Below are 26387 nucleotides of genomic sequence, written 5' to 3'. Positions count from 1 at the left end.
TGATTATGTAAAGAACAAGGCACAGAATCCTCTGTACCTTGCTCCGTAGTAGTAAACTTATTTAGTTACTTTAGCGTTGTCTACTAAGAATTCAACCGTCTTTTGGAAACGAAGATCGTTTTCTAGAATAGCTGTTCCACCAAGAGCAGTTTTGATTTGATCAAGTGACATATTGAATTGCTCTGTCATTTTTTCAAGTTCAGCATTAATGTCTTCTTCAGTTACTTCGATGCCTTCAGCTGCAGCGATTGCTTCAAGAGTTAGAGATACACGTACGCGGTTCTCTGCATCTTCTTTCATTTGTGTACGAAGTGCTTCTTCATCTTGACCAGAGAACTGGTAGTAAAGATCAAGGTTCATACCTTGTTGTGAAAGGCGCTGACCGAATTCTTGTAGCATACGATCTACTTCTGAATCGATCATAGCTTGTGGAATATCAACCTCTGCGTTAGCAGCTGCTTTTTCAACAAGCTCGTCACGAAGTGATTGTGCTGCTGTTTGTTTTTTCTCTTCAGTTGTTTGTTCAGTTAACTTTGTGCGAAGTGCATCAAGTCCTTCAACATTTTCGTCAACTTCTTTAGCGAAGTCATCGTTTAGTTCTGGAAGAACTTTTCCTTTAACTTCTTTCACTGTTACTTTGAAAGTTGCTTCTTTACCAGCAAGCTCAGCTGCATGGTATTCTTCTGGGAATGTTACGACTACATCTTTCGAGTCGCCTGTTTTAGAACCGATAAGTTGCTCTTCAAAGCCTGGGATGAATGTGTTTGATCCGATTTCTAGATCGTAATCTTCACCAGTTCCACCTTCGAATGCTTCTTCGCCAACAAATCCTTCGAAGTCGATTGTAGCAGTATCACCTTCAGCAATTGCATCTTCTTTTACTGACATTTCAGCAAGACGCGCTTGGTGGTTTGATAATTGCTCGTTGATTTCTTCTTCAGTTACAGTCTCTTCAAGTGGAGTCACTTCAAGACCTTTGTACTCACCAAGTTTTACTTCAGGTTTTACAGTTACTTTCGCAGTGAAAACAACTGGCTCGCCTTTTTCAATTGACTCGATGTCGATTTCAGGACGATCCACTGGGTCGATTCCTGACTCATCCAAAGCTTTTGTGTAAGCTTCTGGAAGAACGATGTCGATTGCATCTTGATAAAGTGCTTCTTCACCGTATTTTTTGTTGAACATTTGGCGTGGCATTTTTCCTTTGCGGAATCCAGGCTCGTTAATGTTTTTTACAACTTTTTTAAACGCTTCGTCGATAGCTTTCTTAAACTCTTCTGCAGAAACTTCAAACGTTAATACGCCTTCATTTCCTTCTTGCTTTTCCCATTTCGTAGACATATATTCGACCTCCAACAATTGGTTTCATTTTTGACTAATCCATTATTTAATGTATTGACAACTTGTACATTATACCATAGTTCACAGCACTTTCAACCTATTGTATTTCAAGAAGCGCATAGAGCTGATCGATTTTATGAATCATGCGTAATACACGTTGATCAGAGCGAGCTGCCTCTCCCTGTAATAATTCTTCAAAATACAAGGTATAGCCATCCACGACCTCGTCATCTGAAAAGCCATTCCACACGTACGGAAATTGTAAATAACAATGATGTTGGAAGGTATCTCGGATGAGCAGATAAGCGGTCGGTTCATTTTCAAGCCGCTCTTCAATCTTTTTGACAAGCTCATGGAAGCGTGTGTTTTCAAAAGGTTCATCGAGTGCTGCTGGCACCCAGGGTTGATCCCAGTTGAATTTTCGAACACGTACCGTTTGTTTGCTGTCTGAGGAGATGAGAAGCAAAAGTGCCAATGTTTGAATGACCGGATGCACGGTTGAATGTTCCACAATGGTTTTCCATTCAGCCTCTAGCTTTTGACAGTCTCCTTCAAAGGCCACGAGGAGCAATCGGTATTGCACCACGAGAGGTTTATCGAAAAACGTGGACTCTTCGTATTCTTCACGCTTTAATTCTGCAAGTGGTTCAGGGATTGGTTTTGTTTCTGCGTTCGCAGCAAGTCTACCACTTAAGTCGCGTAGATGTAGCCACTTTTCTTTTCGTTCAGGCGATAGCACTCGTTCATCGATTAATGTCGAAATTAGAGCATCGGCCTCTTCGAAACGACGAAGTTCGACGAGTAACGTGACATACAAGTCCATAAGTTCCTCATATTGCTCGAAACCTTCGTGAAGCAATAGGTCACAAATGATGAGGGCTTTCTCAAATTCACGAATCTCATAAAGCGCATAGGCGAAGATGAGCTGTGCTTCTGGTTCAAGTTCTCCAAGTTCTTTTGCCGTTTCGAAATGGCGCACGGACTCCATAAAATCATGTCGATCGGCTGCACGAAGAGCTTTGTCGATTTGCGTGGTTAATGCGCCGGGAAAGATGATCATGTTGCCGCGACGTTCTAGTTTTTGTTTTTTCATAAGTCCACCTGCTTCCTGCAGTCTACGAACAAATTAGTAAAAAAGCCTTCTTCTTTCCATTTTAATGTAGGAAGAAGAAGGCTTACAAGTAAAATTACGACCCTGGAGGGATTCGAACCCCCGACCGACGGCTTAGAAGGCCGTTGCTCTATCCTGCTGAGCTACAGGGTCAAAGTACTCCCCTATCCATGGACAGGAAAGACATTTCTCATTATAGATAGCCACCGAATTAAAGTCAATGGTATTTCAGAAAAATTAATTAAGGCCGTTCCAATCTGCTCTCAAAAGTTGGATGGCAGCCCCGCGATGCGAAATAGCTGCTTTCTGCTCGGGTGTAAGCTCGGCCATCATTTTTTGCTGCTCAGGAAGCCAAAAAATCGGATCATAACCAAAGCCATAATTCCCTTTGCGTTCCGTAGCAATTTGCCCTTCACATGTACCACGGTAAGTTTTCGTTTGCTCACCAGGACTCGCTAGAGCAATAGCACAAACAAATCGTGCTGTACGTGCTTCGCCTTCAACGTTTTGAAGATTAGTAAGCAACTTGTCCATATTTGCTTCGTCACTCTTCTCTTCGCCTGCATAACGCGCTGAGAAAATTCCCGGCTCGCCGTTCAGCGCATCTACCTCTAATCCGCTATCGTCCGCTATGACAATCGTATTAAGCTCGTTAGCCAATGCCTCGGCTTTTAAACTAGCATTCTCTTCAAAAGTTGAACCAGTTTCTTCAATATCTAAATGTGACGCCACGTCATCAAGTGTTTTAACTGTGTAGCCAAGTGGTCCAAAAATTGATTCAAAGTCTTTTGCTTTTCCTTTATTTTTCGTAGCGATTAAAATATCTGGCATTACACGAGACCTCCAGTTTCATTTCCTACTTCTTGTGCAAAAGCCCCTAACGTCTCTTGTTGAATGATAATCAGTTCTCGAATGGCTTGTTCTCCTAATTCAAGAAGTTCATTTAACTGCTGACGTGTAAAGGTTGCTTCTTCACCAGTGCCCTGGATTTCAACGAACTCCCCTTTACCTGTCATCACCAAGTTCATATCTACATGTGCAGCCGAATCTTCGACGTAATCAAGGTCAGCTACTGCTCCAGACTCTAAAATCCCTACACTCACAGCTGCTAAAAAGTCTTTCACCGGAAATACAGGCAGTTGTTTTTCTTCCACAAGACGACCGATAGCTAGCGTCATGGCAACAAAAGCACCTGTAATTGACGCGGTGCGTGTCCCGCCGTCCGCTTGAATGACATCGCAATCAATCCAAATCGTACGCTCACCTAATGCTTCTAAATCCACTACAGAACGAAGAGCACGGCCGATCAGGCGCTGGATTTCCATTGTGCGGCCACCAATTTTGCCTTTTGCTGCTTCACGGTGTGAGCGGCTATGTGTGGCACGAGGAAGCATTGAATATTCTGCTGTTATCCAACCTTTTCCCTGTCCACGTAAAAACGGTGGCACCTTCTCTTCAATGGTCGCGTTACAAATAACTCGAGTTCCCCCAACAGTGATCAATACAGATCCTTCTGGGTGGGTGATAAAATCTTTTTCAATCGTTACTGGTCTTAGTGTTTGTGCAGTGCGTTCATCATGTCGCATGTTATCATCCTTTCTGTCGTAGAAAGACCCTCTGCAGGAAATCCTGTGGAGGGTCAAAATTGAATTCGTCGCACATCGGCGTCATCCAGTTCAAGCCAGCGTTCGGCAATGTCTTTGAACATGGGAATGGAACCTGTTGTATAAAAAATCGGTTGTTTGTTACCTCGTTTAGTGTTGTGTTGTTTATGAAAATCGAGATACCCTCTCACATCGCTTGCCGTTTCCTGCGCTGAAGACACGACATGCACATGTTTACCGACCACTTCTTCGATATGAGACTGCAATAACGGGTAATGCGTGCAACCAAGTATGATTGTATCGAAATCTTTACCACGTAGTGGTGAAAGTGCTTCTTCTACCATCTTGTGTGCAAACTCACCTTCGTATTCATTACTTTCAACAAGTGGCACAAATGTTGGACAGGCCAAGGCTTCCACCTGGCTTGATGAACTAAGTGCCGAAACTGCATATTCGTATGCGCCACTCTTAACAGTCCCCAACGTTCCTAAAACGACCACTTTATGGTTTCTCGTAGCTTTGGAAGCAGCCCGTGCACCCGGAAAAATGACTCCCAGCACTGGGAACGGCATCTTTCGACTGAGCGAATTGAGTGCAACTGCGGTAGCCGTATTACACGCTATGATTAGCATTTTAACGTCCATCTTTTGAAGAGCTAGTGAGATTTGCCAAGTAAATTTGCGCACTTCTTGTGGACTTCGAGGTCCATAGGGGCAACGTGCTGTATCACCGACATATATAATTTGTTCATTTGGTAACAAGCGCATAATTTCTTTGGCAACGGTTAAGCCGCCTACACCTGAATCAAGAATACCAATCGGACGATCCACAGAAATTCCTCAGTTCTTTTTCATTTCTTTGTGTAGTTTGTGAAGCAATTCTGTCAGCTGTTCAACATCTTGCTCTGTGAACGTTTCGAGTTCTACTGACAAAAAGTCGCGTCGTTTGTTGATTACTTCTTCAATGATGCGCTCTCCTTCAGAAAGGAGGTGAATCCGCACTACACGACGATCTGACTCATCGCGCACGCGCTGAACAAGATGATTGGCTTCCATGCGGTCGACCAAATCTGTCGTTGTACTGAATGCCAAATACATTTTCGTAGATAAATCACCAATGGTCATATCGCCAGATTCGTGTAACCACTGTAGGGCAATAAATTGTGGTGGTGTAATTGTATAAGAACTTAATATTTGTCTGCCTTTTTGTTTGATTACGCCTGAGATATAGCGCAATTCTTTTTCGAGCACAGCTACGCGATCTGCGTCATGCTTTACCGGCTCATTGATTTCGTTCGTCATCAAATCCCTCGCTTTTACATATCCTTGTAGTCCTTATTGTGACGTTTTCTACGTAAAATTACAAGCGTCTGTCGTTGTTTAGTGAATTTCACCTAACCGGATGAGTTCTTCAAGTGCTGCTTTTCTACCGGACACGCCAAGCTTTTGGATTGCATTCGATATATGATTGCGCACTGTCTTCTCACGGATCTCCAGTGCTGCTGCGACTTCTTTTGTCGACATCCCCGCTGTTAGTAGTTGAAAAACGTCCCGTTCACGCTGCGTTAAAATGAAATAATTGGATTGAAACAAAAAATCCCTCCCCGTTTCTATTCATACTGTATGAATAAGCTGGGGAAGGCGTGCGTATCACTAAGCGTGTTGCAACTGTTTTTTTGTTTCTTCTGTCCAAGCCACTGGTTTTCCTGTGATACGGTGAATCTGGACGATGGTTCCTCGACCAGTTGCGGTGATGTCATTTTTTTCGTTGACCATCATGTAATGGACGTCCATGGACGATGTTCCTACGGAGTTGGCCTTCACATAAACACGTAGCTTCTCATCAAAATACACTTGTTTCACAAAATCGCACTGCAAATCGGCGACTACCGGAATGGTCTCTCCTTTTGGATCTAACCAATCGTTCATTAACTGGATGTGTTTGAAAAATTCAATCCGCGCATATTCAAAATAAGCGAAGTTGACCGTATTGTTTAAATGCCCGTACATATCCGTCTCGCTGAACCGGACACTCACTTCGGAATAAAATTGAAATTCTTTACGCCATGTATCGACATCTTGGATATAGCTTGCTCTCATGATACATCCCCCTTAAAATGAATGACTATTCAGTTATTAGTATAGCATAATTCGGTTTTCGAAGGAAGATGTTGGGAGACTGGTTTTTGGAAGTCAAATTGTCTCCTGAGAATCCTTGCTTTTAACAAAAAGAAGCCCCTCGCTTTTACAAGCAAGGGGCATTCTCCGCATCTAATCCACTCGAGCTCCGAACGCCAGAAATCCACGCAAAAAATCGGTCGCCACAACCGAGGCAAGAATGCCTCAATTGCAACGCCCGATTTTCGCAAAATTTCTAGAATAGCGTTCTCCGCATCTAAATCTTAATCAACCATGTTGTCAGAACCGAAGAAGTTACGGAACATTTGAACCGTAGTATCGCGGTTAAGAGCAGCGATTGACGTTGTTAATGGAATACCTTTAGGACAAGCGACTACACAGTTTTGTGAGTTACCGCAGTTAGCGATACCGCCTTCGCCCATAATTGCATTTAGACGCTCATCTTTGTTCATAGAACCTGTTGGATGTGCGTTGAATAGACGAACTTGTGAAAGTGGTGCTGGACCCATGAAGTTTGATTTGTCGTTGACGTTTGGACACGCTTCAAGACAAACTCCACATGTCATACATTTTGAAAGTTCATATGCCCATTGACGTTTACGTTCAGGCATACGAGGGCCTTCTCCTAAGTCATACGATCCATCAATCGGAACCCATGCTTTCACACGTTTTAATGAATCAAACATGCGAGTACGGTCTACTTGAAGGTCACGAACGACTGGGAATGTGCGCATTGGCTCAAGTCTGATCGGGTGCTCTAATTTATCAACTAGCGCTGAACATGATTGCATTGGACGGCCATTGATGACCATTGAACATGCTCCACAAACTTCTTCTAGACAGTTCATATCCCACGTTACCGGTTTCGTTGCTTTTCCATCTTTATTGACTGGATTTTGACGAATTTCCATTAGCGCAGAAATAACGTTCATGTTCGGACGGTAATTAACTTCAAAGGCTTCGAAATAAGGTTCCGAGTCAGGTGTATCTTGACGTTGAATTTCAATTGTAATTCTTTTTGCTTCAGTAGCTGTCACCATTGATTATTTCCCTCCTTTAGAAGAATAATCCCGCTTACGTGGTGGAATCAACGAAACGTCGATTGCTTCGTAAGTGATGATTGGTGCACCTGTAGCTGGATCAAATTCCGCTACAGTTGTTTTCATGAATTCCTCGTCATTACGTTCAGGGAAGTCAGGTTTGTAGTGAGCACCACGGCTTTCGTCACGCTGAAGCGCGCCGATCGTGATGACTCGTGCAAGGTAAAGCATGTTCTTTAATTGACGTGTGAATGAAGCCCCTTGGTTCGACCACTGCTGTGTATCGTCCATGTTGATGCGCTCCCAACGGTCCATCAATTCGAGAATCTTTTTATCCGTTTGTTCAAGCTTGTCGTTGTAACGAACAACAGTTACGTTATCCGTCATCCACTCGCCTAATTCTTTATGAATCAAGTAAGCATTTTCAGAACCTTGCATGTTCAATACTTTGTCCCACTCTTGTTGTTCTTTTTGAACTTCACGAGCAAAGATATCGTCTGGAAGATCTACTGCAGACTTCTCAAGACCTCTCATGTATTTCACAGCATTAGGTCCTGCTACGCTTCCGCCGAATACAGCAGAAAGTAATGAGTTAGCACCTAAACGGTTTGCACCATGTTGAGAGTAATCACATTCACCCGCTGCAAACAATCCAGGGATGTTTGTCATTTGATCGTCATCAACCCAAAGTCCGCCCATTGAATAGTGAACTGCTGGGAAGATTTTCATTGGCACTTTACGTGGGTCATCACCAGTGAACTTCTCGTAAATCTCGATGATTCCACCAAGTTTCACGTCAAGTTCATGCGGATCTTTGTGAGAAAGATCTAGATAGACCATGTTCTCGCCATTGATACCTAGCTTTTGGTTGACGCACACGTCAAAGATTTCACGAGTGGCAATGTCACGTGGAACTAGATTTCCGTAATCCGGGTATTTTTCTTCTAAGAAGTACCACGGCTTACCATCTTTATACGTCCACACGCGTCCACCCTCACCACGAGCTGATTCTGACATCAGGCGTAGTTTGTCATCTCCAGGAATAGCAGTTGGGTGAATTTGAATGAACTCACCGTTTGCATATTTTGCACCTTGTTGGTACACGATTGACGCTGCAGAACCTGTATTGATGATAGAGTTTGTCGTTTTACCGAAGATAATACCAGGTCCACCAGTTGCCATAATAACAGCATCTGCACGGAACGCTTGAATTTCACCAGTGTTTAAGTTTTGAGCCTTGATTCCGCGACAAATGCCATCTTCATCTTTGATTATGCCGAGGAATTCCCAACCTTCATACTTTGTTACTAATCCGTCAACTTCATAACGACGAACTTGCTCATCAAGTGCATACAGTAACTGTTGACCAGTTGTAGCACCCGCGAATGCTGTACGGTGATAAAGCGTTCCACCGAAACGACGGAAATCTAGAAGACCTTCTGGTGTACGGTTGAACATAACACCCATACGGTCGAATAAGTGAATAATTCCTGGCGCTGCATCAGCCATAGCTTTTACAGGACCTTGGTTGGCTAAGAAGTCACCGCCATACACTGTATCGTCAAAGTGCTTGTACGTTGAATCTCCTTCACCTTTTGTATTTACTGCACCATTAATTCCACCTTGCGCACAAACTGAATGAGAGCGCTTTACGGGAACTAATGAGAATAGATCAACAGGCGTACCGTTTTCGGCAGCTTTCATTGTTGCCATAAGACCTGCAAGGCCTCCACCGACAACGATTAATTTACTTTTTGCCATGCTTTTCTCACTCCTCGAATTTTTAGTAGTGGTGGTTGATTACACGAATGCAAGCAATGCGCGGATGCCCACTACTGTCAATGCTAAGAAAATACCAATCGTTGCGTATGTAGCCAAGCGTTGTGAAGCAGCGGATTGTGTAATTCCCCAAGTTACTAGGAATGACCAAATACCATTCGCAAAGTGGAAAGTTGCTGCAACTACACCAGCTACGTAGAAACCAAACATCCAAGGATTTGCTAGAATATCAACCATCATATTGTAATCGGCTGTATCTGCACCAATTGCAACCTGCCAGCGTGTCTCGTATACGTGCCAAGCAATAAAGATAACTAAGAAAATACCTGTAATACGTTGTGCAACGAACATCCAGTTACGGAATGTTCCGTAACGTTTTGTGTTGTTTTTTGCAGTGAAAGCAATGTAGATTCCGTAAAATGCATGGAACATTAAAGGTAAGAAAATTACAAAGATTTCAAGTGCATAACGGAATGGTAAGCTTTCCATAAAGTGTGCTGCATCGTTAAATGCTTGTTCTCCGCGTGTTGCAAAGTGGTTGACGACTAAATGCTGAGTTAAGAACAACCCAACCGGAATGATTCCTAATAAGGAATGCAGACGACGCCAAAAAAATTCGTTGTTTTTCGCCAAGATGGTAACCCCCCTCAAATTTTGCGATTGACTTCTCACGGCGATGTGAGCTGCCAATAATTGTTACGATAAACGAAATATCGCCATCCGTAACGGCCTTGTAGTTTAACATAACTATTGTACTCCCCGTAAATAGGTAGGTCAAGGCACTTCAGGACTGAGAATCCTTCTCAAACACTAGATTTCTCTAGGCTTCCCGATGGGTTGTGTCTTTTTTCACATACGCAACTACTAATCTAACATGCTATACTGATATCGTTGATTTTGGAAAGTGAGTGGTTCCTATGGAAAAAACACAAGAAAAAATGATACCTCAGTTCGGCTATGAATTAATTCGTGACCATTTAATTGCCAACCTTCTAGGGAAGCATGAGCAGGAAGTCCTTTATTGGGCTGGTAAAGATTTGGCTCGGAAATTCCCCTGCAGTTCGATTGATGAAATTGAAGCCTTTTTCCAACAAGCTGGTTGGGGAGAACTACATACTCACAAATCGTCAAAACATGAAGTTGTATTTCATTTACAGAACAGCCTTCGGTCGTCTCTTCGATCTGATCGCTGCTTTAAGCTTGAGGCTGGGTTTTTAGCCGAGCAGCTAGAGTTATTAGAGAGTCGTATGACTGAGTGTGTTGAAGATGTTACGTCTAAGCTAGTAATCTTTACAGTGAAATCAGAATAGCAGTTGTCTATAAGTTTACTCCTGACATGAGAGCGCTCCCATTTATCTGCTCAAAATTGGTTGTTTTTTGTCGAAATTGTTCACACAATTGTAACTAGTTTGTATAGTCTTTATGTCGAAATACGGAAATAGTTTTTACTAGTAAGGTTTTATGACTTTGAGGTTGGGATAAAATCAGCAAGTTCTCTAGGGTAAATTCTAGAAAACTTGCTGATTTATTTGTGTATGTTGAGTTCCGTTCCGGGGCTGCGTTCCGTGGGCGCGCTGTGAGCCTCCTCGTCGCAGGCTCCTGCGGGGTCTCACATTCCGACTTTTGATCCCACTGGAGTCAGCCCCTACACTCCACTCAACTTTGTAACTAGTTAAGTTTTATTACTATATTTTGTCCCGACGTCTTTTTTATTAAGAATTTTTCATATACAAAAAGCCAGCAGTTTCTCAGAACCACAATCCTGAGAACTACTGGCTTTAGCAGTATCTTATCAAAACTTAATCTTAAACTTGAACCTCAATTTCAGAAAGTCGAAACTCTTCGTGTAACGCATTAGCTGCCTGGATCATTTGCTGCTGAGGAACGACCACAGATACTTTGATCTCGGATGTACTCACCATTTTAACCGGAATTGACTCTTGACGAAGACGGTCAAACATTTGAGCTGCAACACCTGGATTCGATACCATACCAGAACCCACAATCGATACCTTTGAAAGGCCCACCTCAAAATCAGCTACTTGGAATCCGAGTTCTTTCTTTTTCTCTTCTAATACTTGAATCGCTTCCGATAGTGCTTCTTTTTTAATCGTAAATGAAACAGTTGGTGTCGTGCCATCGACAATGGACTGCACAATAATATCCACATCAATGTTGTGCTGAGCTAACGTTGTAAAAATCATGGCCAGGGATCCATTGAATGCTTTCTCATAGCCTATTGTAAGACGCACTACGTCAGCCTCAAAAGCGACGCCGCGTACGATTAGATTGGACTCCATAGATGTTGCCTCCTCAATAACTGTTCCCTCTTCTTCTGATATACTCGAACGTACCGTCAAGGGAATTTTATAGTTTTTAGCGTATTCAACCGCTCGTGGATGAAGTACTCCCGCTCCGAGATTTGCCAGTTCAAGCATTTCATCATACTCGATAGAATGCAATTTTCGTGCACCAGTTACAAAGCGTGGGTCCGACGTGTAAACACCGTCGACGTCTGTATAAATGTCACAGCGCTCTGCTCCAACAGCTGCTGCAATGGCAACGGCTGTTGTATCTGAGCCTCCGCGGCCAAGCGTCGTGATTTCCCCGTCTTCCGTGATGCCCTGGAAGCCGGCAGCCACTACAATATTTCCAGCATCTAATTTTGCACGGATCTTGCCACCTTTTAGCGAAACAATTCGCGCATTGCGATGCACTTTTTCAGTCTGCAACTCCGCTTGCCAGCCCGTCATAGAAACTGCTTGATACCCTTGTGTTTCAAGGGCCATAGCTAGAAGAGACATCGATACTTGCTCCCCCGTCGATAACAGCATGTCCATCTCGCGTTTTGACGGTGAAGATGTGATGTCTTCAGCGAGTTGTACCAAATGGTCCGTTGTCTTACCCATTGCAGATACTACGACCACTACTTGGTACCCTCTATCCACTTCTTGCATAATACGACGAGCCGCATTTCGAATACGCTCAACAGAACCTACTGAGGTTCCTCCAAATTTCATTACAACAATTGCCATTTCTTGATCTCCTCCGCTTATTGGCAGGGACAAAAAAATGCCTCCCACGAATGGAAAGCATTTTGTCTAACACGGTCAAAGTAAATGTCCATGCAAGATAGCCCTCCAGAATGTGTATTCTGACAATCTTGGGTTTGTTCAACACAAGACCAACGAAGCACTGGATCAGCAGTGATTCATTTCGGCGATTGCCCCTTTCTGATTTCTTCATAGGATCTGTCATCCTCGGAAATCATACTGTTGACGCTCGCACCTCTATCTTCACGTAAAGTGAATATGAAATTAGGATTACTTTAGCACACTATTCCGTTGAAGGCAATGTTTCTTCTGCTAATTTTTTCTGGACAGCATCGACTAATGCTTCTGGAAGACCCGCTTGAATAAATTCTTCACGCGTACCAGCCTTCATGTTTTTCACAGAACCAAAATGTTTCATCAACTGTTGTCTGCGCTTCGGTCCCACTCCTGGTATCGTATCTAAAATTGATTGAATACTATTCTTTTGGCGTTGCTGCCTATGGAATGTAATCGCAAATCGGTGGACTTCATCTTGAATCCGTTGTAGCAAGTAGAACTCTTGAGAGGTTCGTTTCATCTGCACCGGTAAAGGTGGTTCTCCGTATAATAACTCGGCAGTTTGGTGCTTTAAATCTTTTGCCAGTCCTGCAATTGGGATATCCAGACCTAGTTCGTCTTCCAGCACTTCACGAGCTGAGGACATCTGGCCTTTTCCTCCATCAATCAATATTAGATCAGGAAGTGGTAATCGTTCACGCAGCACACGTGTATAGCGGCGACGAATTACTTCTCGCATGGCACCGTAATCATCGTGTTTGAGTGCCGTTTTTGTTTTGTATTTGCGGTATTCTTTTTTCAGTGGTTTACCATCTTCAAAAACGACCATGGCTGATACTGGATCTGTTCCGTAAATGTGTGAATTATCAAATGCCTCAATTCGACGCGGTGCAGGAATCCCCATGTGAATCCCAAGTTGTTCTATAGCCCCAATTGTTCGCACTTCTTGTCTCTCAACTAGATGGAACTTTTCTTTCAAGGCAACTTCTGCATTGTTAATGGCCAGATTGACGAGTTCTTTTTTCTTCCCTTTTTGAGGAACAAATACTTTAATCCCCAATAACTGGTGAATGAGGTCAGCATCGACGGTTCCAGGAACCATGACTTCTTTCGGTTTGATATGAGAAGATTGCTCATAGAAACGGCCGATAAAAGTAAGAAACTCTTCGTCAGATTCTCCATAAATGGGAAACATAGAAGCGTCACGTTCGATTAATTTACCTTGGCGGATGAAGAATACTTGCACACACATCCAGCCTTTGTCGACGGCATAGCCAAAGACATCTCGATTCGTAAAATCATTCATTTGCATCTTTTGTTTTTCCATGACTGTATCGATATGGGCAATTTGATCGCGGTATTCTTTAGCGCGCTCATACTCCATCGACTCAGCAGCTGCCATCATTTTTTGTTCTAATTCCGTGCGCACTGTAATGTGTCCACCGTTTAAAAACTTGGAGACTTCATCAATCATGTATTGGAATTCAGAACGGGGGACTTCTTTGACACAAGGACCTAGGCACTGTCCGATATGATAATAGAGGCAGAGTCTGTCTGGCATTTTGACACACTTTCGAAACGGATAGATGCGGTCAAGTAATTTTCGCGTTTCATTTGCCGCATAAACATTTGGATAGGGTCCAAAATATTTACCATTATCTTTTCGAACTGTGCGTGTGGTAATAATTCGAGGATAAGCATCCCCTGTAATTTTTATATAAGGATACGTCTTGTCATCTTTCAACATAACATTGTATTTTGGGTCATGTTTTTTTATCAAATGCAATTCAAGGATGAGTGCTTCGAGGTCAGATGACGTGACGATATATTCAAAGTCTTCAATATCCGCAACAAGTCGTTGGGTTTTCCCATCGTGAGTTCCCGTAAAGTAGGAGCGGACACGATTTTTTAACACTTTCGCCTTCCCGACATAAATGATGGTGCCATGGCCGTCTTTCATCAAATAACAGCCCGGTTGATCGGGAAGTATTTCACTTTTTTGTCGAACAAGTTCATTCATGCCTTGACCCTCTTTCCGCACGCGCAGAAATCCGTACGAGTGTTCGGATAGATGTGAGAAAAAACCGGAATCCTAAGAGGACTCCGGCATTAACACTTACGCGTGTTTGTTTACTAGGTTTGCTAAGTTTTCTTTTGGTTGGTAACCAATTACTTTATCCACTGGCTCTCCGTCTTTGAACAGGATTAGAGTTGGAATTGACATAACGCCGAATTGGCTAGCTGTTGCTTGGTTTTCATCAACATCTAATTTTGTGATTTTCACTTTTTCAGAAAGCTCTCCATCTAACTCTTCTAAAACAGGAGCGATCATTTTACATGGTCCACACCAAGGTGCCCAAAAATCAACTAATACTAAACCTTCTTGCGTATCTTGTGCGAATGTTGCGTCTGTTGTATGTGTAACTGCCACGATAATTCCTCCTTCATGTATATCTATATGCGATTATATCAAATGATACCCGAACCACCTAATAATAAAACTCGACTTCGCGAACGAAGTCGAGCTTGTTTTTTATTTCGATAAAACTGCGCGGAATTCTTCTGTTAACATTGGGATGACTTCGAAAAGATCGCCCACAATTCCATAATCGGCTACTTTAAAGATGCTTGCTTCAGGATCTTTGTTGATAGCTACGATAATTTTCGAGTTAGACATTCCAGCTAAATGCTGAATAGCGCCTGAGATACCTGCTGCGATGTATAGATCAGGTGTTACCACTTTACCAGTTTGACCAATTTGCAACGAGTAATCTACATAATCAGCGTCACAAGCTCCACGTGAAGCACCTACTGCTCCACCTAATAAGTCAGCAAGCTCTTTTAATGGAGCAAAGCCTTCTGCACTTTTCACGCCACGACCACCAGCTACAACTACTTTCGCTTCAGAAAGGTCGACACCGTCAGTCGATTTACGAACAACTTCTTTAATGATTGTACGAAGGTTTGTAATATCCACAGAAACTGAACTTACGTCCGCTGATTTTCCTTCTTCTTTAGCAAGTGGTGCAATGTTGTTTGGACGGATCGTGATGAATTTTACATCATCTTTCAATTTCACTTTTTCAAATGCTTTACCTGAATAGATTGGACGAATGTAGATTGCTTCGTCTCCTTCACCTTCAATGTCAGTAACATCTGACACTAAACCAACTTGTAGTTTAGCAGCTACTTTTGGAGACAAGTCTTTTCCAAGCGCTGTGTGACCGATAACGATTGCATCTGGCTTTTCTTGCTCAAACACTGCCATTAATGCTTGGCCATAACCATCTGAAGTATATTGTTTCAAATGTGGGTGTTCCACTGTAATGACACGATCAGCTCCAAACGCACCAAGCTCAGTCGCTAATTCCCCAACTGTATCCCCTAGTAGGACAGAAACTACTTCTCCACCACCAGAGATTTTCTTGCCTGCTGCAATTGCTTCAAATGAAACGTTACGTAAAGATCCTTCACGGGATTCTGCTAATACAAGTACTTTTGATGACATGCTAAGTTCCTCCTTCGATGTTGTTTCCTTTAATTAAATCACTTTTGCTTCCGTGCGAAGTAAGCCGACTAATTCTTTCACTTGATCTTGAAGATCTCCTTGAAGAACTTTTCCAGCCTCTTTTTTCGGAGGAAGATAGATTTCAATTGTCTCTGTTTTTGCTACTACATCGTCTTCGTCGATATCTAAATCATCCAACTCAAGCTCTTCTAAAGGCTTTTTCTTCGCCTTCATGATACCTGGAAGAGATGGATAACGTGGTTCGTTTAAACCTTGTTGTGCTGTTACTAAAAGTGGCAACTTCGTTTCAAGCTCTTCTGTGTCTCCCTCAACATCACGTTTAATGGAAACCGTATCTCCATTGATTTCAAGGTTTGTGATAGTTGTTACACAGTTAATGCCTAGTAATTCTGCAACACGTGGACCCACTTGACCAGAACCACCATCGATAGCTACATTTCCCGCTAGGATTAGGTCTGCATCTTTGTCTTTCAAATATTCAGCAAGAACGTGTGCTGCGCTAAATTGATCTAAGTCATCCACGTCTTCTGTATTGATTAGAACTGCTTTGTCGGCACCCATAGCAAGTGCTGTGCGAAGTTGCTTTTCAGCTTCTTCGTCACCCATAGTGATAACAGTTACTTCTCCACCGTGCGCGTCGCGTACTTGGATAGCTTCTTCGATTGCATATTCATCGTAAGGATTGATGATGAACTCTGCTCCGTCTTCTTGAATGTGTCCACCTGATACGACGATTCTTTCTTCTGTGTCAAATGTACGTTTCACTAATACATAAATATTCATTGGGTTCCCTCCAAAAGTTAATTAGTTTCCTTTAAAGTTCGGTTGGCGTTTTTCTAAAAACGCAGAAATTCCTTCTTTGGCATCTTCTGACACGAAAACGGTTCCAAAAGAGTGCGCTTCTGCGTCGACACCTTTATAGTACGAATCATGCTTTGTATACTGCAACATCTCTAAAGCATGTTTCATAGCAACTGGACTTTTCTTAGCGATTTTCTTTGCAAGTTCTACTACGGTTGCTTCTAACTGGTCTTCTTCTACAGCGCGATTTGCTAAGCCATAATGAGCCGCTTCTTTCCCCGAAATAGGATCACTTGTAAGAAGCATTTCAGCAGCTTTCGCAAAACCTACATAACGTGGTAGACGCTGAGTTCCTGCAAAACCAGGAATCAACCCTAACTGCAATTCTGGTAGACCAAGTTTTGTAGTTTCTGTCACAACACGCATGTGGCAACTCATTGCAAATTCTAACCCGCCACCTAATGCTGCTCCATGAATGGCGGCAATGATTGGTTTAGAGAACGTTTCTACGCGTTCAAAAATGTCTTGGCCATTTTTAGCAAGCTTTGAAAATTCTTCTCCACTGCTAATGGACGTAAATTCTTTTATGTCTGCACCAGCAGAGAAAAAGCGTCCTTCCCCTTTGAAGACAATGACACGAACAGTGTCGTCACCTTCTACTTGATCTAAAAATTCATTGATTTCTAAAATCAACTGACGTGATAGTGCGTTTGCTGGTGGTCGATTTATTGTGACAGTTGCCACATGATCCTGTGTTTCCCATGAAAGAAATTCCATTTGTTCACATCCCCTATTCAGCTTTTATTGCATTAGACAATAACTGGTGTACTTTAGGTGAGAGCGCTACCAAATTATATTTGTATTCGTTCATCACCCATGTTGTTGTCGTCTCATCAATTGTACCAAAGACCATTTGTCTCGCTAAGCGAATATCCATATCTTTATCGAACTCTCCATTTGCAATGCCCTCTTTTAGGATTGTATCCAGCAGAACCAAATAATTTTTCAGGACCGCATTGATACGCATGCGAAGTGCAAGATTCGACTGGCGCAGCTCGAGCTGGGTCACAGTCGCTAGATGGCGATCTGCTGAAAGTACTGTGAAATGGTTTTCGACCATTTTGTAAAGTTTATCGGAAGCTGTAATAGGCTCCTCAATAATCTCTCGTAAGCGATCTGCAAACATTTCCATCTTTTCATCAAATACTGAAATCAAGATATCCTCTTTATTTTTAAAATAAAGATAGATGGTTCCATCTGCTACACCTGCTTGCTTTGCAATTTTGGAGACCTGGGATTGATGGTACCCGTTCTCGGCAATCACAACTATGGCTGCATCAATGATTTGTCGGTATTTAGGCTTTTCCTTTTTCATCGTCTCAACCCCAAAATAAAAATATGAATGACTATTCATTCATATTTTTATAGTAGTATTTAATTGTCGTTCTGTCAACTTGTTTGCGATTGTTTTAATTTTTCCTTCTCTTCTTCAATCAATGTGCGGCGTAAAATTTTACCGACTGCAGTTTTTGGTAGTTCTTCACGGAACTCATAAAAACGAGGTACTTTGAATGAAGCTAGCTTTGTTCGGCAGTATTCGTTTAATTGCTCTTCTGAAATCGTGTGGCCTTCTTTTAACACAATATAAGCCTTCACTGTCTCACCGCGGTAAGGATCGGGTACACCTGCTACCACGCACTCTTGAATCGCTTCATGCTCATACAGCACTTCTTCGATTTCTCGTGGATAGATGTTGAAGCCACCTGCAATAATCATATCTTTCTTACGATCTACTACATAGAAGTAACCGTCTTCGTCCATGTACCCTAAGTCTCCAGTTAGTAACCAGCCATCGCGCATCGTCATTTCAGTTTCTTCTGGTCGGTTCCAGTAACCTTTCATGACTTGAGGACCGCGCACAGCGATTTCACCAACTTCACCAACAGGCAGTGGCTCTTTTGAATCCATCTGGAAAACTGCTGAATCTGTGTCTGGCCAAGGAATTCCAATGGAACCTTTAACACGCTTATCTGTATAGACCAAGTTTGCGTGCGTAACAGGTGAAGTCTCGGTTAACCCGTAGCCTTCTACTAAACGGCCTCCCGTGACACGTTCAAACTTTTCTTGAATCTCGATCGGTAATGCAGCTGAACCACTAATGCAGGCATTCACTGAAGACAAATCATATTTTGATAAGTTCGGTGAATTCAAGATACCAATATAAATAGTAGGAGCGCCTGGGAACAATGTCGGTTTTTGCTTATCGATTGTTTTGAGAGCGGTTTCAACATCGAATTTAGGAAGCAGGATCATCGTGTTTGCTTGCATAACTGATAACACTAATACTGTTGTCATTCCGTAAACATGGAAAAATGGCAAGATGCCCATTACGCGTTCTTTTCCATCTTCGCATTCATATAGCCAATGTTTACACATTGTCACGTTGCTGACAAGGTTTTTGTGAGTTAGCATAACACCTTTAGGGAAACCTGTTGTTCCTCCTGTGTATTGCAGCATCGCTAAATCATTTTCAAAATCAATGACTGGATTTAATTTCTCAGCTTTTGCTACTTTCATCACTTCAGTAAACAAGTGATTGGAACCACGGTGTTCTACTTTTACGGTAAATCCGTATTGTTTCTTTTGAATGAAAGGATATACCAAGTTTTTCGGGAAAGGGAGATAGTCTTTAATGCCAGTGATGATCAAGTTTTCTAGATCTGTCTCTTGCATGATTTTAGAAATACGAGGATACAAAATATCTAATGTAATGATTGCTTTTGCTCCCGAATCTTTCAATTGGTACTGTGCTTCTCTTTCTGTATAAAGAGGATTTGTTTGAACAACAATACCACCCGCATACAAAATACCGTAATAAGCGATTACTCCTTGTGGACAGTTCGGTAACATAATCGCAACTCGGTCACCTTTTTGAATGCCTAGCGTAACAAGGTAATTCCCAAACTTTAAAGATGATTCATACAGCTCTTGATAATTCATTTCTTTGCCCATGAAATGAAGGGCTGTGTTCGTTGGAAACTTAGTTGCAGAGCGCGTTAAAAACTCTTGGATAGGCATTTCCTCATACGTCAGTGTATGCGGAATTTGTTCTGGGTAATGCTTAAGCCATACCTTTTCTACCATTTGAAGACCCCCTTGATTAGAATAGCGTGAATATTCCTAACTTTAGTATATGAAAAAATGAATGAGTATTCAATCTATTTTTGACGATTGTCATGACTTATATCAAAAAAATAACAAGGACTGGTCCGAATTGAATCAATTCTTCACAATCCTTGTCGATTATCGTAGAAATACGTAATAAACACCCACGAGTATAAATAGTAAGCTAACTACTAACAATATTTTCGCTAATTTTTCCATAATAAACTCCTAGTTTGAAATACTTGCCCCAATCACAAACGATAACCCCACTGACAATATGAAAGAGATAAATCCAACCGATCGATTGTCTTTTTCAATTTCTTTGTCAACGTTAAATGAAGGTGTTAAAAATTCGAACAGCCAGTAGGCAATAATTAATAAGGCAAAGCCAAATGTACCCCAACCAAGCATCTCTAAAAAGGAAGAGTGCTTTTCAATGGAAAACCGAAAAATATTGGCGACGCCAAATATCTTCCCTCCTGTGGCCAGTGCTACAGCTACATTTCCTTTTTTGATTTCTTCCCAGTTTTTATACTTTGTAACGATTTCGAATAAAACCATCGCAATGATCAGACAGAGTATGACTACACTGAAATATCCTGCAGACTCCACAAGCGGATGTGTCCAAAAGGCTAAAAGTGACACCTTGCTCCCCCTCTACTTAAGCTTCTACTTTCTAGTTGTACGATTGACCGGCAAAGAGGTTTCACTTTTATTTTAATTCTACAATGGTCACTCCGTAGCCGCCTTCTCCTGCTTCACCAAAGCGATAACTTTTCACTCGACGGTCTTTTTTCAAGAGTTGTTGAATCCCCTGGCGTAGCGCCCCTGTTCCTTTACCGTGAATGATAGAAACTCGTGGATAATTCGCTAGCACGGCATCGTCCAAATATTTTTCAGTGCGAAGAAGTGCGTCTTCATAACGTTCTCCCCGCAGGTCTAGTTCTAGTTTGACACCACCCGCAGAACGGCCAGCAACATTGTGCACAAATACTGTGCGCTCTGGTTTGTCAGGTTTCACAAACTCGAGATCACTTTCTGGAAGTTTCATCTTCAAGACACCGATTTGAACTGCCCATTCGGTAGCAGAGAGCTTCTCTAGAAGAGATCCTTTTTGACCAAATGACAGCACTCTCACTTCATCGCCTACCTGCAAGTTCTCGGCTCGTTGTTTCTTTTGTTTTTCTTTTTTCAGTACCGGATTTACGGGAAGTGCATTTTCAAGACGTTTGCGGGCTTCAATGATTTCATGTTCTTTCACACCGAATGCTGCTTGTTTCTGCAGTTCGCGTAATTCTTTCACTGCCGTTTCGGACTCACGTCGCGCTTCTTCTACAATTTTCCGTGCTTTTTCACGGGCTTTTTCAGTCAGCTGTTCTTTCTTTGCTTCGTAAGTGGCAAGCTCCTCTGCCAATTGCTGCTTCAGTTTTTCCGACTCTTCTAAGACACGCTTAGTTTGATCCGCATCTTGTTCAGCTCGTTTTCGACTTTCTTCTAACGAAGCAATCATCGTGTCCACTTCACTGCGATCAGTTCCTGTAAAACCTTCTGCATGAGTTATAATATGCTGCGGCAGGCCAAGACGTTTTGAAATTTCAAAAGCATTGCTTCGTCCTGGTACACCTAACAAAAGCTTGTAAGTAGGACTTAATGTCTCAACATCAAATTCAACACTAGCATTTATAACACCTGGTCGATTATAGCCATACGCTTTTAACTCCGGATAGTGGGTCGTGGCCATCACTCGTGCCCCTTTACCATGAACGGCATCAAGGATAGCAATCGCCAAAGCAGCCCCTTCTTGAGGGTCTGTTCCCGCTCCCAACTCATCAAAGAGCACTAACGATTTGTCGTCAAATTTCTTTAAAATATCGACAATATTCACCATATGCGATGAAAATGTACTTAAGCTTTGTTCAATCGATTGTTCATCGCCAATATCCGCAAAAATGGATTCAAAGATAGCAATCTCAGAACCGTCAAGTGCAGGAATTGGAATACCACTTTGCGCCATCAATGTACACAAGCCGACTGTTTTCAGGGTTACCGTCTTCCCTCCAGTATTCGGTCCAGTAATAACAACTGCCGTGTCTGGATCGCCAAATTCAATCGTGTTAGCGACTGCTTCTTGTAACGGAATCAAGGGGTGACGTGCACGCACAAGCCGAATTCGGCCATCCTGGTTAATAGTCGGGCGTGTACACTTTTCAGCAGTCCCATATTTCGCCTTCGCGAAAATCGCATCAAAAGTAGCCATGGTTTTCACAAGATGGAACAAGTCAGATGCGACAAGTTCAACTTGAGCTGTCAATTCTTTTAAAATACGCTCGATTTCTTCTTGTTCTTTACTGCGAAGAGCACGGGCATCGTTGTTCAATTGCACGACTGCATTGGGTTCTATAAACAAGGTTTGACCAGAAGACGATTGATCATGGACAATCCCACCATAATGACTGCGATACTCGGATTTTACGGGAATCACATAGCGATCATTTCGAATCGTAACGATAGCATCAGATAGCATTTTCGCTGCGTTTTGACCTCTCGTGTAACTGTCTAATTTCTCTCGAATACGTTGCACGGTAGTACGTAACTGTGAACGGATGGAGCGTAATGTCTGACTAGCAGAATCTAGCACGGTACCATTCTCATCTATGCAGGAATTGATCTCATGCTCAAGTTCTGTAAGCACTGGAATACTATCTGCATAAGCTTTCAAATGCTGAATAGAAAAATCTTCAGACGATGCTACATCTTCCACAAAACGGCGCATGATTTTGCTGGAACGCAAAGTTGATGCAACTTCCATCAACTCCATGGCACTTAACACGCCGCCTATTTGAGCTCTTCTAGCATGTGGTCGAATATCGAATAATCCACCAAGTGGTACATTGCCTTTCACTCGAAGAACTGCCAACGCCTCATCGGTTTCTTCTGTCCAAACCTGAATTTGATCGAAGGAAGTGGACGGGACTAATTCTTCAATAATTGCTTTTCCTACAGAAGATGTCGTATAGCCCTTAAGCTTATCGATCACCTTTGGGTATTCTAGAGTGTTCAGCGCCTTTTTTGTAATCATCGTGCGCCTCCTTTAGTCTCGGGATAAATGACTCAGTAGTTTTTTAGGTTCCCATGTGTTGACGATTAAGTCTTTCTTGAGCCATGCTTTTTGAGCATGACGAACACCTATATCCATAAAGCGTAGATGGTCTAAATGATGCGCATCCGTATTAATTGCTATCTTGACACCTAATTCTTGCGCGCGCTCCAACCAATTTACCGCTAAATCTAATCGGTACGGGTTAGCATTTAATTCAATAATCTTGTCGAATTCTTTTGCCCACTGAAGCAGTTGCTCGACATCAGGTTCATATCCAGGTCTTTCTCCAACAATCCGTCCTGTAGGGTGAGCAATCATGTCCACATGAGGATTCGAAATCGCTGCATAAAGACGCTCCATAATTTTATCCTGCGGCTGAGAAAAACTTGAATGAATCGATGCAATGACAAAATCCAGTTCTGCCAACAGCTCATCCTCAAAATCAAGGGAACCATCTGGCAAAATGTCCATTTCAGTTCCTGATAACAGATGAATGGACGGATATTTTTTTTGTAGCTCTTTAATTTTCTCATGTTGTTCTTTAAGTCGTTCTGGAGTTAGACCATTCGCTACTCGTAAATAACGTGAGTGGTCCGTGATGACCATTAATTGATAGTCTTTGGCGATACAGCCTTCAATCATTTCCTCTAAAGAATGCGCTCCATCTGACCAAGTTGTGTGCATATGAAGATCAGAAACAATATCTTCAAGTTGAATGAGGGAAGTAAGTTCGTTCAGTCTATCCAGTTCTTGTCCATTTTCGCGTACTGCCGGTGGCAAGAATGGCAAGCCAAAGTCAGCAAAAAATTGCTCCTCTGATTGGTAAGTAGTGACTGAACCATCTTCTTTTTCGACACCATACTCACTAATTTTCCAGTTCTTTTCTTTAGCCAGTTGGCGCATACGAATGTTGTGATCTTTGGAACCTGTAAAGTGGTGCAGAGTTGTGACAAATTCTGCTTCTTTTACAAATCGAAAATCAATATCTACTCGTTCAGGCTTAGCTAGCGCGACAGACATTTTTGTATCTCCATCTGCAATCATTTCTTCTATGTCTAGCGTTTCTTTCAGAAGGGTTTTCACTTCCTCTACTTGATCCGTCGCAATAACAAAGTCCAAGTCTTTGCTCGTCTCTTTTGTGCGGCGGTAAGAACCCGCTATTGAAGCTTGTGTAACCGCTTGATGTGCCTGAAGTAATGATTCAATATGTTCAACTATCGGCTCCAGCTTCCAGATTGGGTAGCGATCAGGTCGACTGGCCAGTTGATCAAGTTCCTTGAGAATTTTTTCTTCGGTCTTTTTGCCGAAACCTGCTAATGCTTGGACTTTATTGGATTCACATGCACTTCGCAAATCATCTAACGTTTCAATGCCTAGCTCTTTGTTCAGCTTAGCAATCTTTTTCCCACCCATTCCAGGGATCTGCAACATTTCAACAAGGCCTTGAGGAACTTTTTCTTCCAGTTCTTTCACCAAAGACGATTCCCCTTTGGTAAGCAAATCTGTAATAACGGCTCCAGTAGCGGCTCCGATTCCTTTGAGTTTGGTCGGGTCATCCATTTCAGAGAGACTGCGAGCATCCAATTCCAATGTCTGAGCTGCTTTTCGAAAAGCACTCACTTTGAAGGGATTCTCCCCTTGTAGTTCAAGTAAAAGCGCGATACGCTCAAGTGCGCGAATGATTGTTTTTTTGTCCATAATGATCCACTCCTTAGTCGTAAAAGCGAGAAAAACTTCTCCCAGTTGGTGAGAGAAGTTTGGTTTCCTTATGCAGCACGGTTCTCCTGATAGATGTACCACCAGTCTTTAACAGCTTCTGATAAGAAAGGTGTATTTTCTAAAATGAAGTGAGCGATTGCTGAACCACCGATTGCCGTTTGCAGGAAATCGACTGGTAGCAAGGCGAAAACGTATAGAAAGACAAATAATAAAAAGTAGACTTCAATAAATCCAAGAATTGCACCTAGAATACTGCTTAGCTGTCCTAATACTGGTAAGAACTTCAAGAAATCAAACATAGATGCGACGATTTGAAGTGCAAACTTCACAATAAAGAAAAGAAGTGCAAATGCAATAATACGATAGAAAGTTTGGTCCAAATCTAAAGTTTCTACTGCAAATGATAATTGAGAATTTGAAGTAATCGCTGGGAATGGAATCCACAGCACAAATTTTTCTGCAAGAGGTTTGTAATACTTAAAGGCAACAATCAAAGCGACAACGAATCCAATCATGTGAATAAACTGAACGATGAGTCCTCGCTTTGCTCCTACTATGATGCCTCCAACAAGAATAATTAGTAATAAAATATCAACCATTTAGACCGCCCTTTAACTGTTTCAATTCATGTTCAAGTTCTTCTAGTTGTTCTTTCACTTTTAAATAGTCATGCATCGTATTGACGGCTGTCAAGACTGCAAGCTTTGCGGTATCCAAACTAGGATTAGCCGATTGGATTTCGCGCATCTTATCATCGACCATAGTTGCCACTAATCGCATATGGCCCGCTGACTCGTACCCTGCCATTTTGTATGTATTGCCGTAAATATCCACAGCTACCCGTGTAATTTTTTGATCTGACAAAGACAAGACCTCCTCAGAAAATCCTAATATCTATGATAACATGAAGTGAAGAGAGATGGAAAGAAAGGAACATAACGAATGTCAAACATTGTCATCACCTTACAAAAAGACGCTATAAATAAGCTCCTAACTCACTATGCTCGTTATGAGATACCTGCGAAAGCACCGGGCATGGTTTTTGCAGCCGCGCTTTCTGATACTAGAATTAGCTTATACAAATCTGGAAAAGTCATGTTTCAGGGTGGTGGCGCCGTGCGTGAGGCCGAACAGTGGCAACAAAACGACGCTTCGCAACCCCCTAGAAAATCGGCCTTGTTACCAGCAGGATTCGACCAACTTTCTGTTTTAGGTTCTGATGAGACAGGCACTGGTGATTTCTTTGGACCTATCACAGTAGCTGCTTGTTACATTTCAGCAGATCAAATCGCCTTAGCCCAAGAGCTCGGGTGCAAGGATTCTAAACAATTGAACGATACGTTTATTCGAAAAGTTGCACCGGATATTAAAGCAGCCTTCCCTCACAGTATTCTGGTTCTTCCGATGGCCAAGTATAATGAGGCGACAGATAAAAAATGGTCGCAAGGAAAAATCAAAGCGCTATTACACAACCAAGCTTTAAAACATGTCTTGCGAAAACTTGGCAATGAGAAACCGGACGCCATTTTAATCGATCAGTTTGCGGAGAAGTCCATTTACTACCGTCATATTGCCAAGCAAAAAGAAATCGTCGAAGAAAATGTGTATTTCGCAACGAAAGCAGAAGGTTTGCACGTATCTGTTGCTGCCGCATCTATTTTAGCGCGTAATGCTTTCTTGGAGGAAATGGATAAGTTGTCTGAAGCGGCTGGTGTCACGATTCCTAAAGGTGCTGGCGATAAAGTCGATGAAGTGGCTGCTCGTATCATCCGTGTAAAAGGCGCAGATTATTTACGTACTATTACAAAGTCTCACTTTGCAAATACTCAAAAGGCTGTAAAAATTGTGGAGAGACTGAAGGATAGAAGTTAACAATTTGAATAAACCAGGAAACGTTGAGTGAAAAATAGCAGCTCCTCATTTTTGTATTGAGAAGCTGCTGTTTTTATA

General features: G+C 42.2%; 26 protein-coding genes, 1 tRNA gene and 1 riboswitch. Of the genes, 2 read left to right on the top strand and 25 right to left on the bottom strand.

Going from position 1 to position 26387, the window contains the following annotated elements; translation table 11 throughout:
* Window positions 1-57: 57 nt before the first annotated feature.
* From tig to MKY84_RS07345, 12 genes are all read right to left on the bottom strand, one after another.
* Complete coding sequence (gene tig, locus MKY84_RS07400; RefSeq protein WP_342525191.1) at window positions 58-1341, bottom strand: trigger factor; 1284 nt, start codon at window positions 1339-1341, stop codon at window positions 58-60.
* 97 nt (window positions 1342-1438) lie between these two features.
* Window positions 1439-2434, bottom strand: a complete 996-nt coding sequence (locus tag MKY84_RS07395) for a hypothetical protein (RefSeq protein WP_342525189.1) — start codon at window positions 2432-2434, stop codon at window positions 1439-1441.
* A gap of 97 nt (window positions 2435-2531) precedes the next feature.
* Window positions 2532-2605 (bottom strand) — tRNA-Arg (locus MKY84_RS07390).
* Window positions 2606-2689: 84 nt separating this feature from the next.
* On the bottom strand, window positions 2690-3283 hold the full coding sequence (locus tag MKY84_RS07385) for an XTP/dITP diphosphatase (RefSeq protein WP_342525186.1): 594 nt from the start codon (window positions 3281-3283) through the stop codon (window positions 2690-2692).
* Window positions 3283-4038 carry a ribonuclease PH gene (rph, locus tag MKY84_RS07380; protein ID WP_342525184.1) on the bottom strand — a complete coding sequence of 252 codons (756 nt, stop codon included), beginning with the start codon at window positions 4036-4038 and terminating at the stop codon, window positions 3283-3285. The genes MKY84_RS07385 and rph overlap by 1 nt, the downstream gene beginning before the upstream one ends.
* 53 nt (window positions 4039-4091) lie before the next feature.
* A complete protein-coding gene (racE, locus tag MKY84_RS07375) occupies window positions 4092-4886 on the bottom strand; it encodes a glutamate racemase (protein ID WP_342525183.1) in 795 nt (264 codons plus the stop codon).
* Window positions 4887-4895: 9 nt separating this feature from the next.
* The gene (locus MKY84_RS07370) at window positions 4896-5357 is read right to left on the bottom strand and encodes a MarR family transcriptional regulator (RefSeq protein ID WP_342525182.1); all 462 of its coding nucleotides are present in this window, start codon (window positions 5355-5357) and stop codon (window positions 4896-4898) included.
* A gap of 78 nt (window positions 5358-5435) precedes the next feature.
* A complete protein-coding gene (locus tag MKY84_RS07365) occupies window positions 5436-5648 on the bottom strand; it encodes a LuxR C-terminal-related transcriptional regulator (RefSeq protein WP_342525181.1) in 213 nt (70 codons plus the stop codon).
* A gap of 60 nt (window positions 5649-5708) precedes the next feature.
* Entirely contained in the window at window positions 5709-6155 is a 447-nt protein-coding gene (locus MKY84_RS07360; RefSeq protein ID WP_342525180.1) for a thioesterase family protein, read from the bottom strand.
* 302 nt (window positions 6156-6457) lie between these two features.
* Window positions 6458-7234 carry a succinate dehydrogenase iron-sulfur subunit gene (gene sdhB, locus MKY84_RS07355; RefSeq protein ID WP_342525177.1) on the bottom strand — a complete coding sequence of 259 codons (777 nt, stop codon included), beginning with the start codon at window positions 7232-7234 and terminating at the stop codon, window positions 6458-6460.
* Between the two features lie 3 nt (window positions 7235-7237).
* On the bottom strand, window positions 7238-8995 hold the full coding sequence (gene sdhA, locus MKY84_RS07350; protein ID WP_342525175.1) for a succinate dehydrogenase flavoprotein subunit: 1758 nt from the start codon (window positions 8993-8995) through the stop codon (window positions 7238-7240).
* A 39-nt stretch (window positions 8996-9034) separates the two neighbouring features.
* A complete protein-coding gene (locus MKY84_RS07345) occupies window positions 9035-9646 on the bottom strand; it encodes a succinate dehydrogenase cytochrome b558 subunit (RefSeq protein ID WP_342525173.1) in 612 nt (203 codons plus the stop codon).
* Window positions 9647-9930: 284 nt separating this feature from the next.
* Between MKY84_RS07345 and MKY84_RS07340 the strand changes: the two genes are divergently transcribed.
* Window positions 9931-10323: a YslB family protein gene (locus tag MKY84_RS07340; RefSeq protein WP_342525172.1), complete on the top strand. Its 393-nt coding sequence runs from the start codon at window positions 9931-9933 to the stop codon at window positions 10321-10323.
* Between the two features lie 495 nt (window positions 10324-10818).
* Here the strand turns inward: MKY84_RS07340 and MKY84_RS07335 are convergent, their stop codons facing one another.
* The 13 genes from MKY84_RS07335 to zapA all read right to left on the bottom strand — a co-directional run bounded on the left by MKY84_RS07335 (window position 10819) and on the right by zapA (window position 25301).
* Window positions 10819-12048, bottom strand: coding sequence for an aspartate kinase (locus MKY84_RS07335; protein ID WP_342525170.1), 1230 nt, complete (start codon window positions 12046-12048; stop codon window positions 10819-10821).
* 90 nt (window positions 12049-12138) lie between these two features.
* Window positions 12139-12314: riboswitch (Lysine riboswitch) on the bottom strand.
* A 35-nt stretch (window positions 12315-12349) separates the two neighbouring features.
* Complete coding sequence (gene uvrC, locus MKY84_RS07330; RefSeq protein WP_342525167.1) at window positions 12350-14143, bottom strand: excinuclease ABC subunit UvrC; 1794 nt, start codon at window positions 14141-14143, stop codon at window positions 12350-12352.
* Window positions 14144-14239: 96 nt separating this feature from the next.
* A complete protein-coding gene (gene trxA, locus MKY84_RS07325; RefSeq protein ID WP_342525165.1) occupies window positions 14240-14554 on the bottom strand; it encodes a thioredoxin in 315 nt (104 codons plus the stop codon).
* A gap of 102 nt (window positions 14555-14656) precedes the next feature.
* Window positions 14657-15631: an electron transfer flavoprotein subunit alpha/FixB family protein gene (locus MKY84_RS07320; protein WP_342525163.1), complete on the bottom strand. Its 975-nt coding sequence runs from the start codon at window positions 15629-15631 to the stop codon at window positions 14657-14659.
* Between the two features lie 33 nt (window positions 15632-15664).
* Complete coding sequence (locus tag MKY84_RS07315) at window positions 15665-16435, bottom strand: electron transfer flavoprotein subunit beta/FixA family protein (RefSeq protein ID WP_342525161.1); 771 nt, start codon at window positions 16433-16435, stop codon at window positions 15665-15667.
* Between the two features lie 21 nt (window positions 16436-16456).
* Window positions 16457-17230 carry an enoyl-CoA hydratase gene (locus MKY84_RS07310; RefSeq protein WP_342525160.1) on the bottom strand — a complete coding sequence of 258 codons (774 nt, stop codon included), beginning with the start codon at window positions 17228-17230 and terminating at the stop codon, window positions 16457-16459.
* Window positions 17231-17243: 13 nt separating this feature from the next.
* Window positions 17244-17828 carry a TetR/AcrR family transcriptional regulator gene (locus tag MKY84_RS07305; protein WP_342525158.1) on the bottom strand — a complete coding sequence of 195 codons (585 nt, stop codon included), beginning with the start codon at window positions 17826-17828 and terminating at the stop codon, window positions 17244-17246.
* Between the two features lie 74 nt (window positions 17829-17902).
* Entirely contained in the window at window positions 17903-19597 is a 1695-nt protein-coding gene (locus MKY84_RS07300) for a long-chain-fatty-acid--CoA ligase (protein ID WP_342525157.1), read from the bottom strand.
* Between the two features lie 249 nt (window positions 19598-19846).
* On the bottom strand, window positions 19847-20263 hold the full coding sequence (locus tag MKY84_RS07295; RefSeq protein ID WP_342525156.1) for a DUF350 domain-containing protein: 417 nt from the start codon (window positions 20261-20263) through the stop codon (window positions 19847-19849).
* 67 nt (window positions 20264-20330) lie between these two features.
* The gene (locus tag MKY84_RS07290) at window positions 20331-22697 is read right to left on the bottom strand and encodes an endonuclease MutS2 (RefSeq protein WP_342525155.1); all 2367 of its coding nucleotides are present in this window, start codon (window positions 22695-22697) and stop codon (window positions 20331-20333) included.
* Window positions 22698-22709: 12 nt separating this feature from the next.
* Window positions 22710-24416 carry a DNA polymerase/3'-5' exonuclease PolX gene (gene polX / locus MKY84_RS07285; protein ID WP_342525154.1) on the bottom strand — a complete coding sequence of 569 codons (1707 nt, stop codon included), beginning with the start codon at window positions 24414-24416 and terminating at the stop codon, window positions 22710-22712.
* A gap of 68 nt (window positions 24417-24484) precedes the next feature.
* A complete protein-coding gene (locus tag MKY84_RS07280; protein WP_342525152.1) occupies window positions 24485-25036 on the bottom strand; it encodes a CvpA family protein in 552 nt (183 codons plus the stop codon).
* On the bottom strand, window positions 25029-25301 hold the full coding sequence (gene zapA, locus MKY84_RS07275) for a cell division protein ZapA (RefSeq protein ID WP_342525151.1): 273 nt from the start codon (window positions 25299-25301) through the stop codon (window positions 25029-25031). The genes MKY84_RS07280 and zapA overlap by 8 nt, the downstream gene beginning before the upstream one ends.
* 78 nt (window positions 25302-25379) lie before the next feature.
* Here zapA and rnhC point away from each other — a divergent pair, with 78 nt between their 5' ends.
* Window positions 25380-26309, top strand: a complete 930-nt coding sequence (gene rnhC, locus MKY84_RS07270; RefSeq protein ID WP_342525149.1) for a ribonuclease HIII — start codon at window positions 25380-25382, stop codon at window positions 26307-26309.
* The last annotated feature ends 78 nt before the right edge of the window (window positions 26310-26387 follow it).

The sequence above is a fragment of the Chryseomicrobium sp. FSL W7-1435 genome (genome assembly GCF_038595005.1).
In the GTDB taxonomy this organism is placed as follows: Bacteria; Bacillota; Bacilli; order Bacillales_A; family Planococcaceae; genus Chryseomicrobium.
Note: the sequence above shows the minus strand (reverse complement) of the source record. Positions and strands in the feature narration are given on the sequence as shown.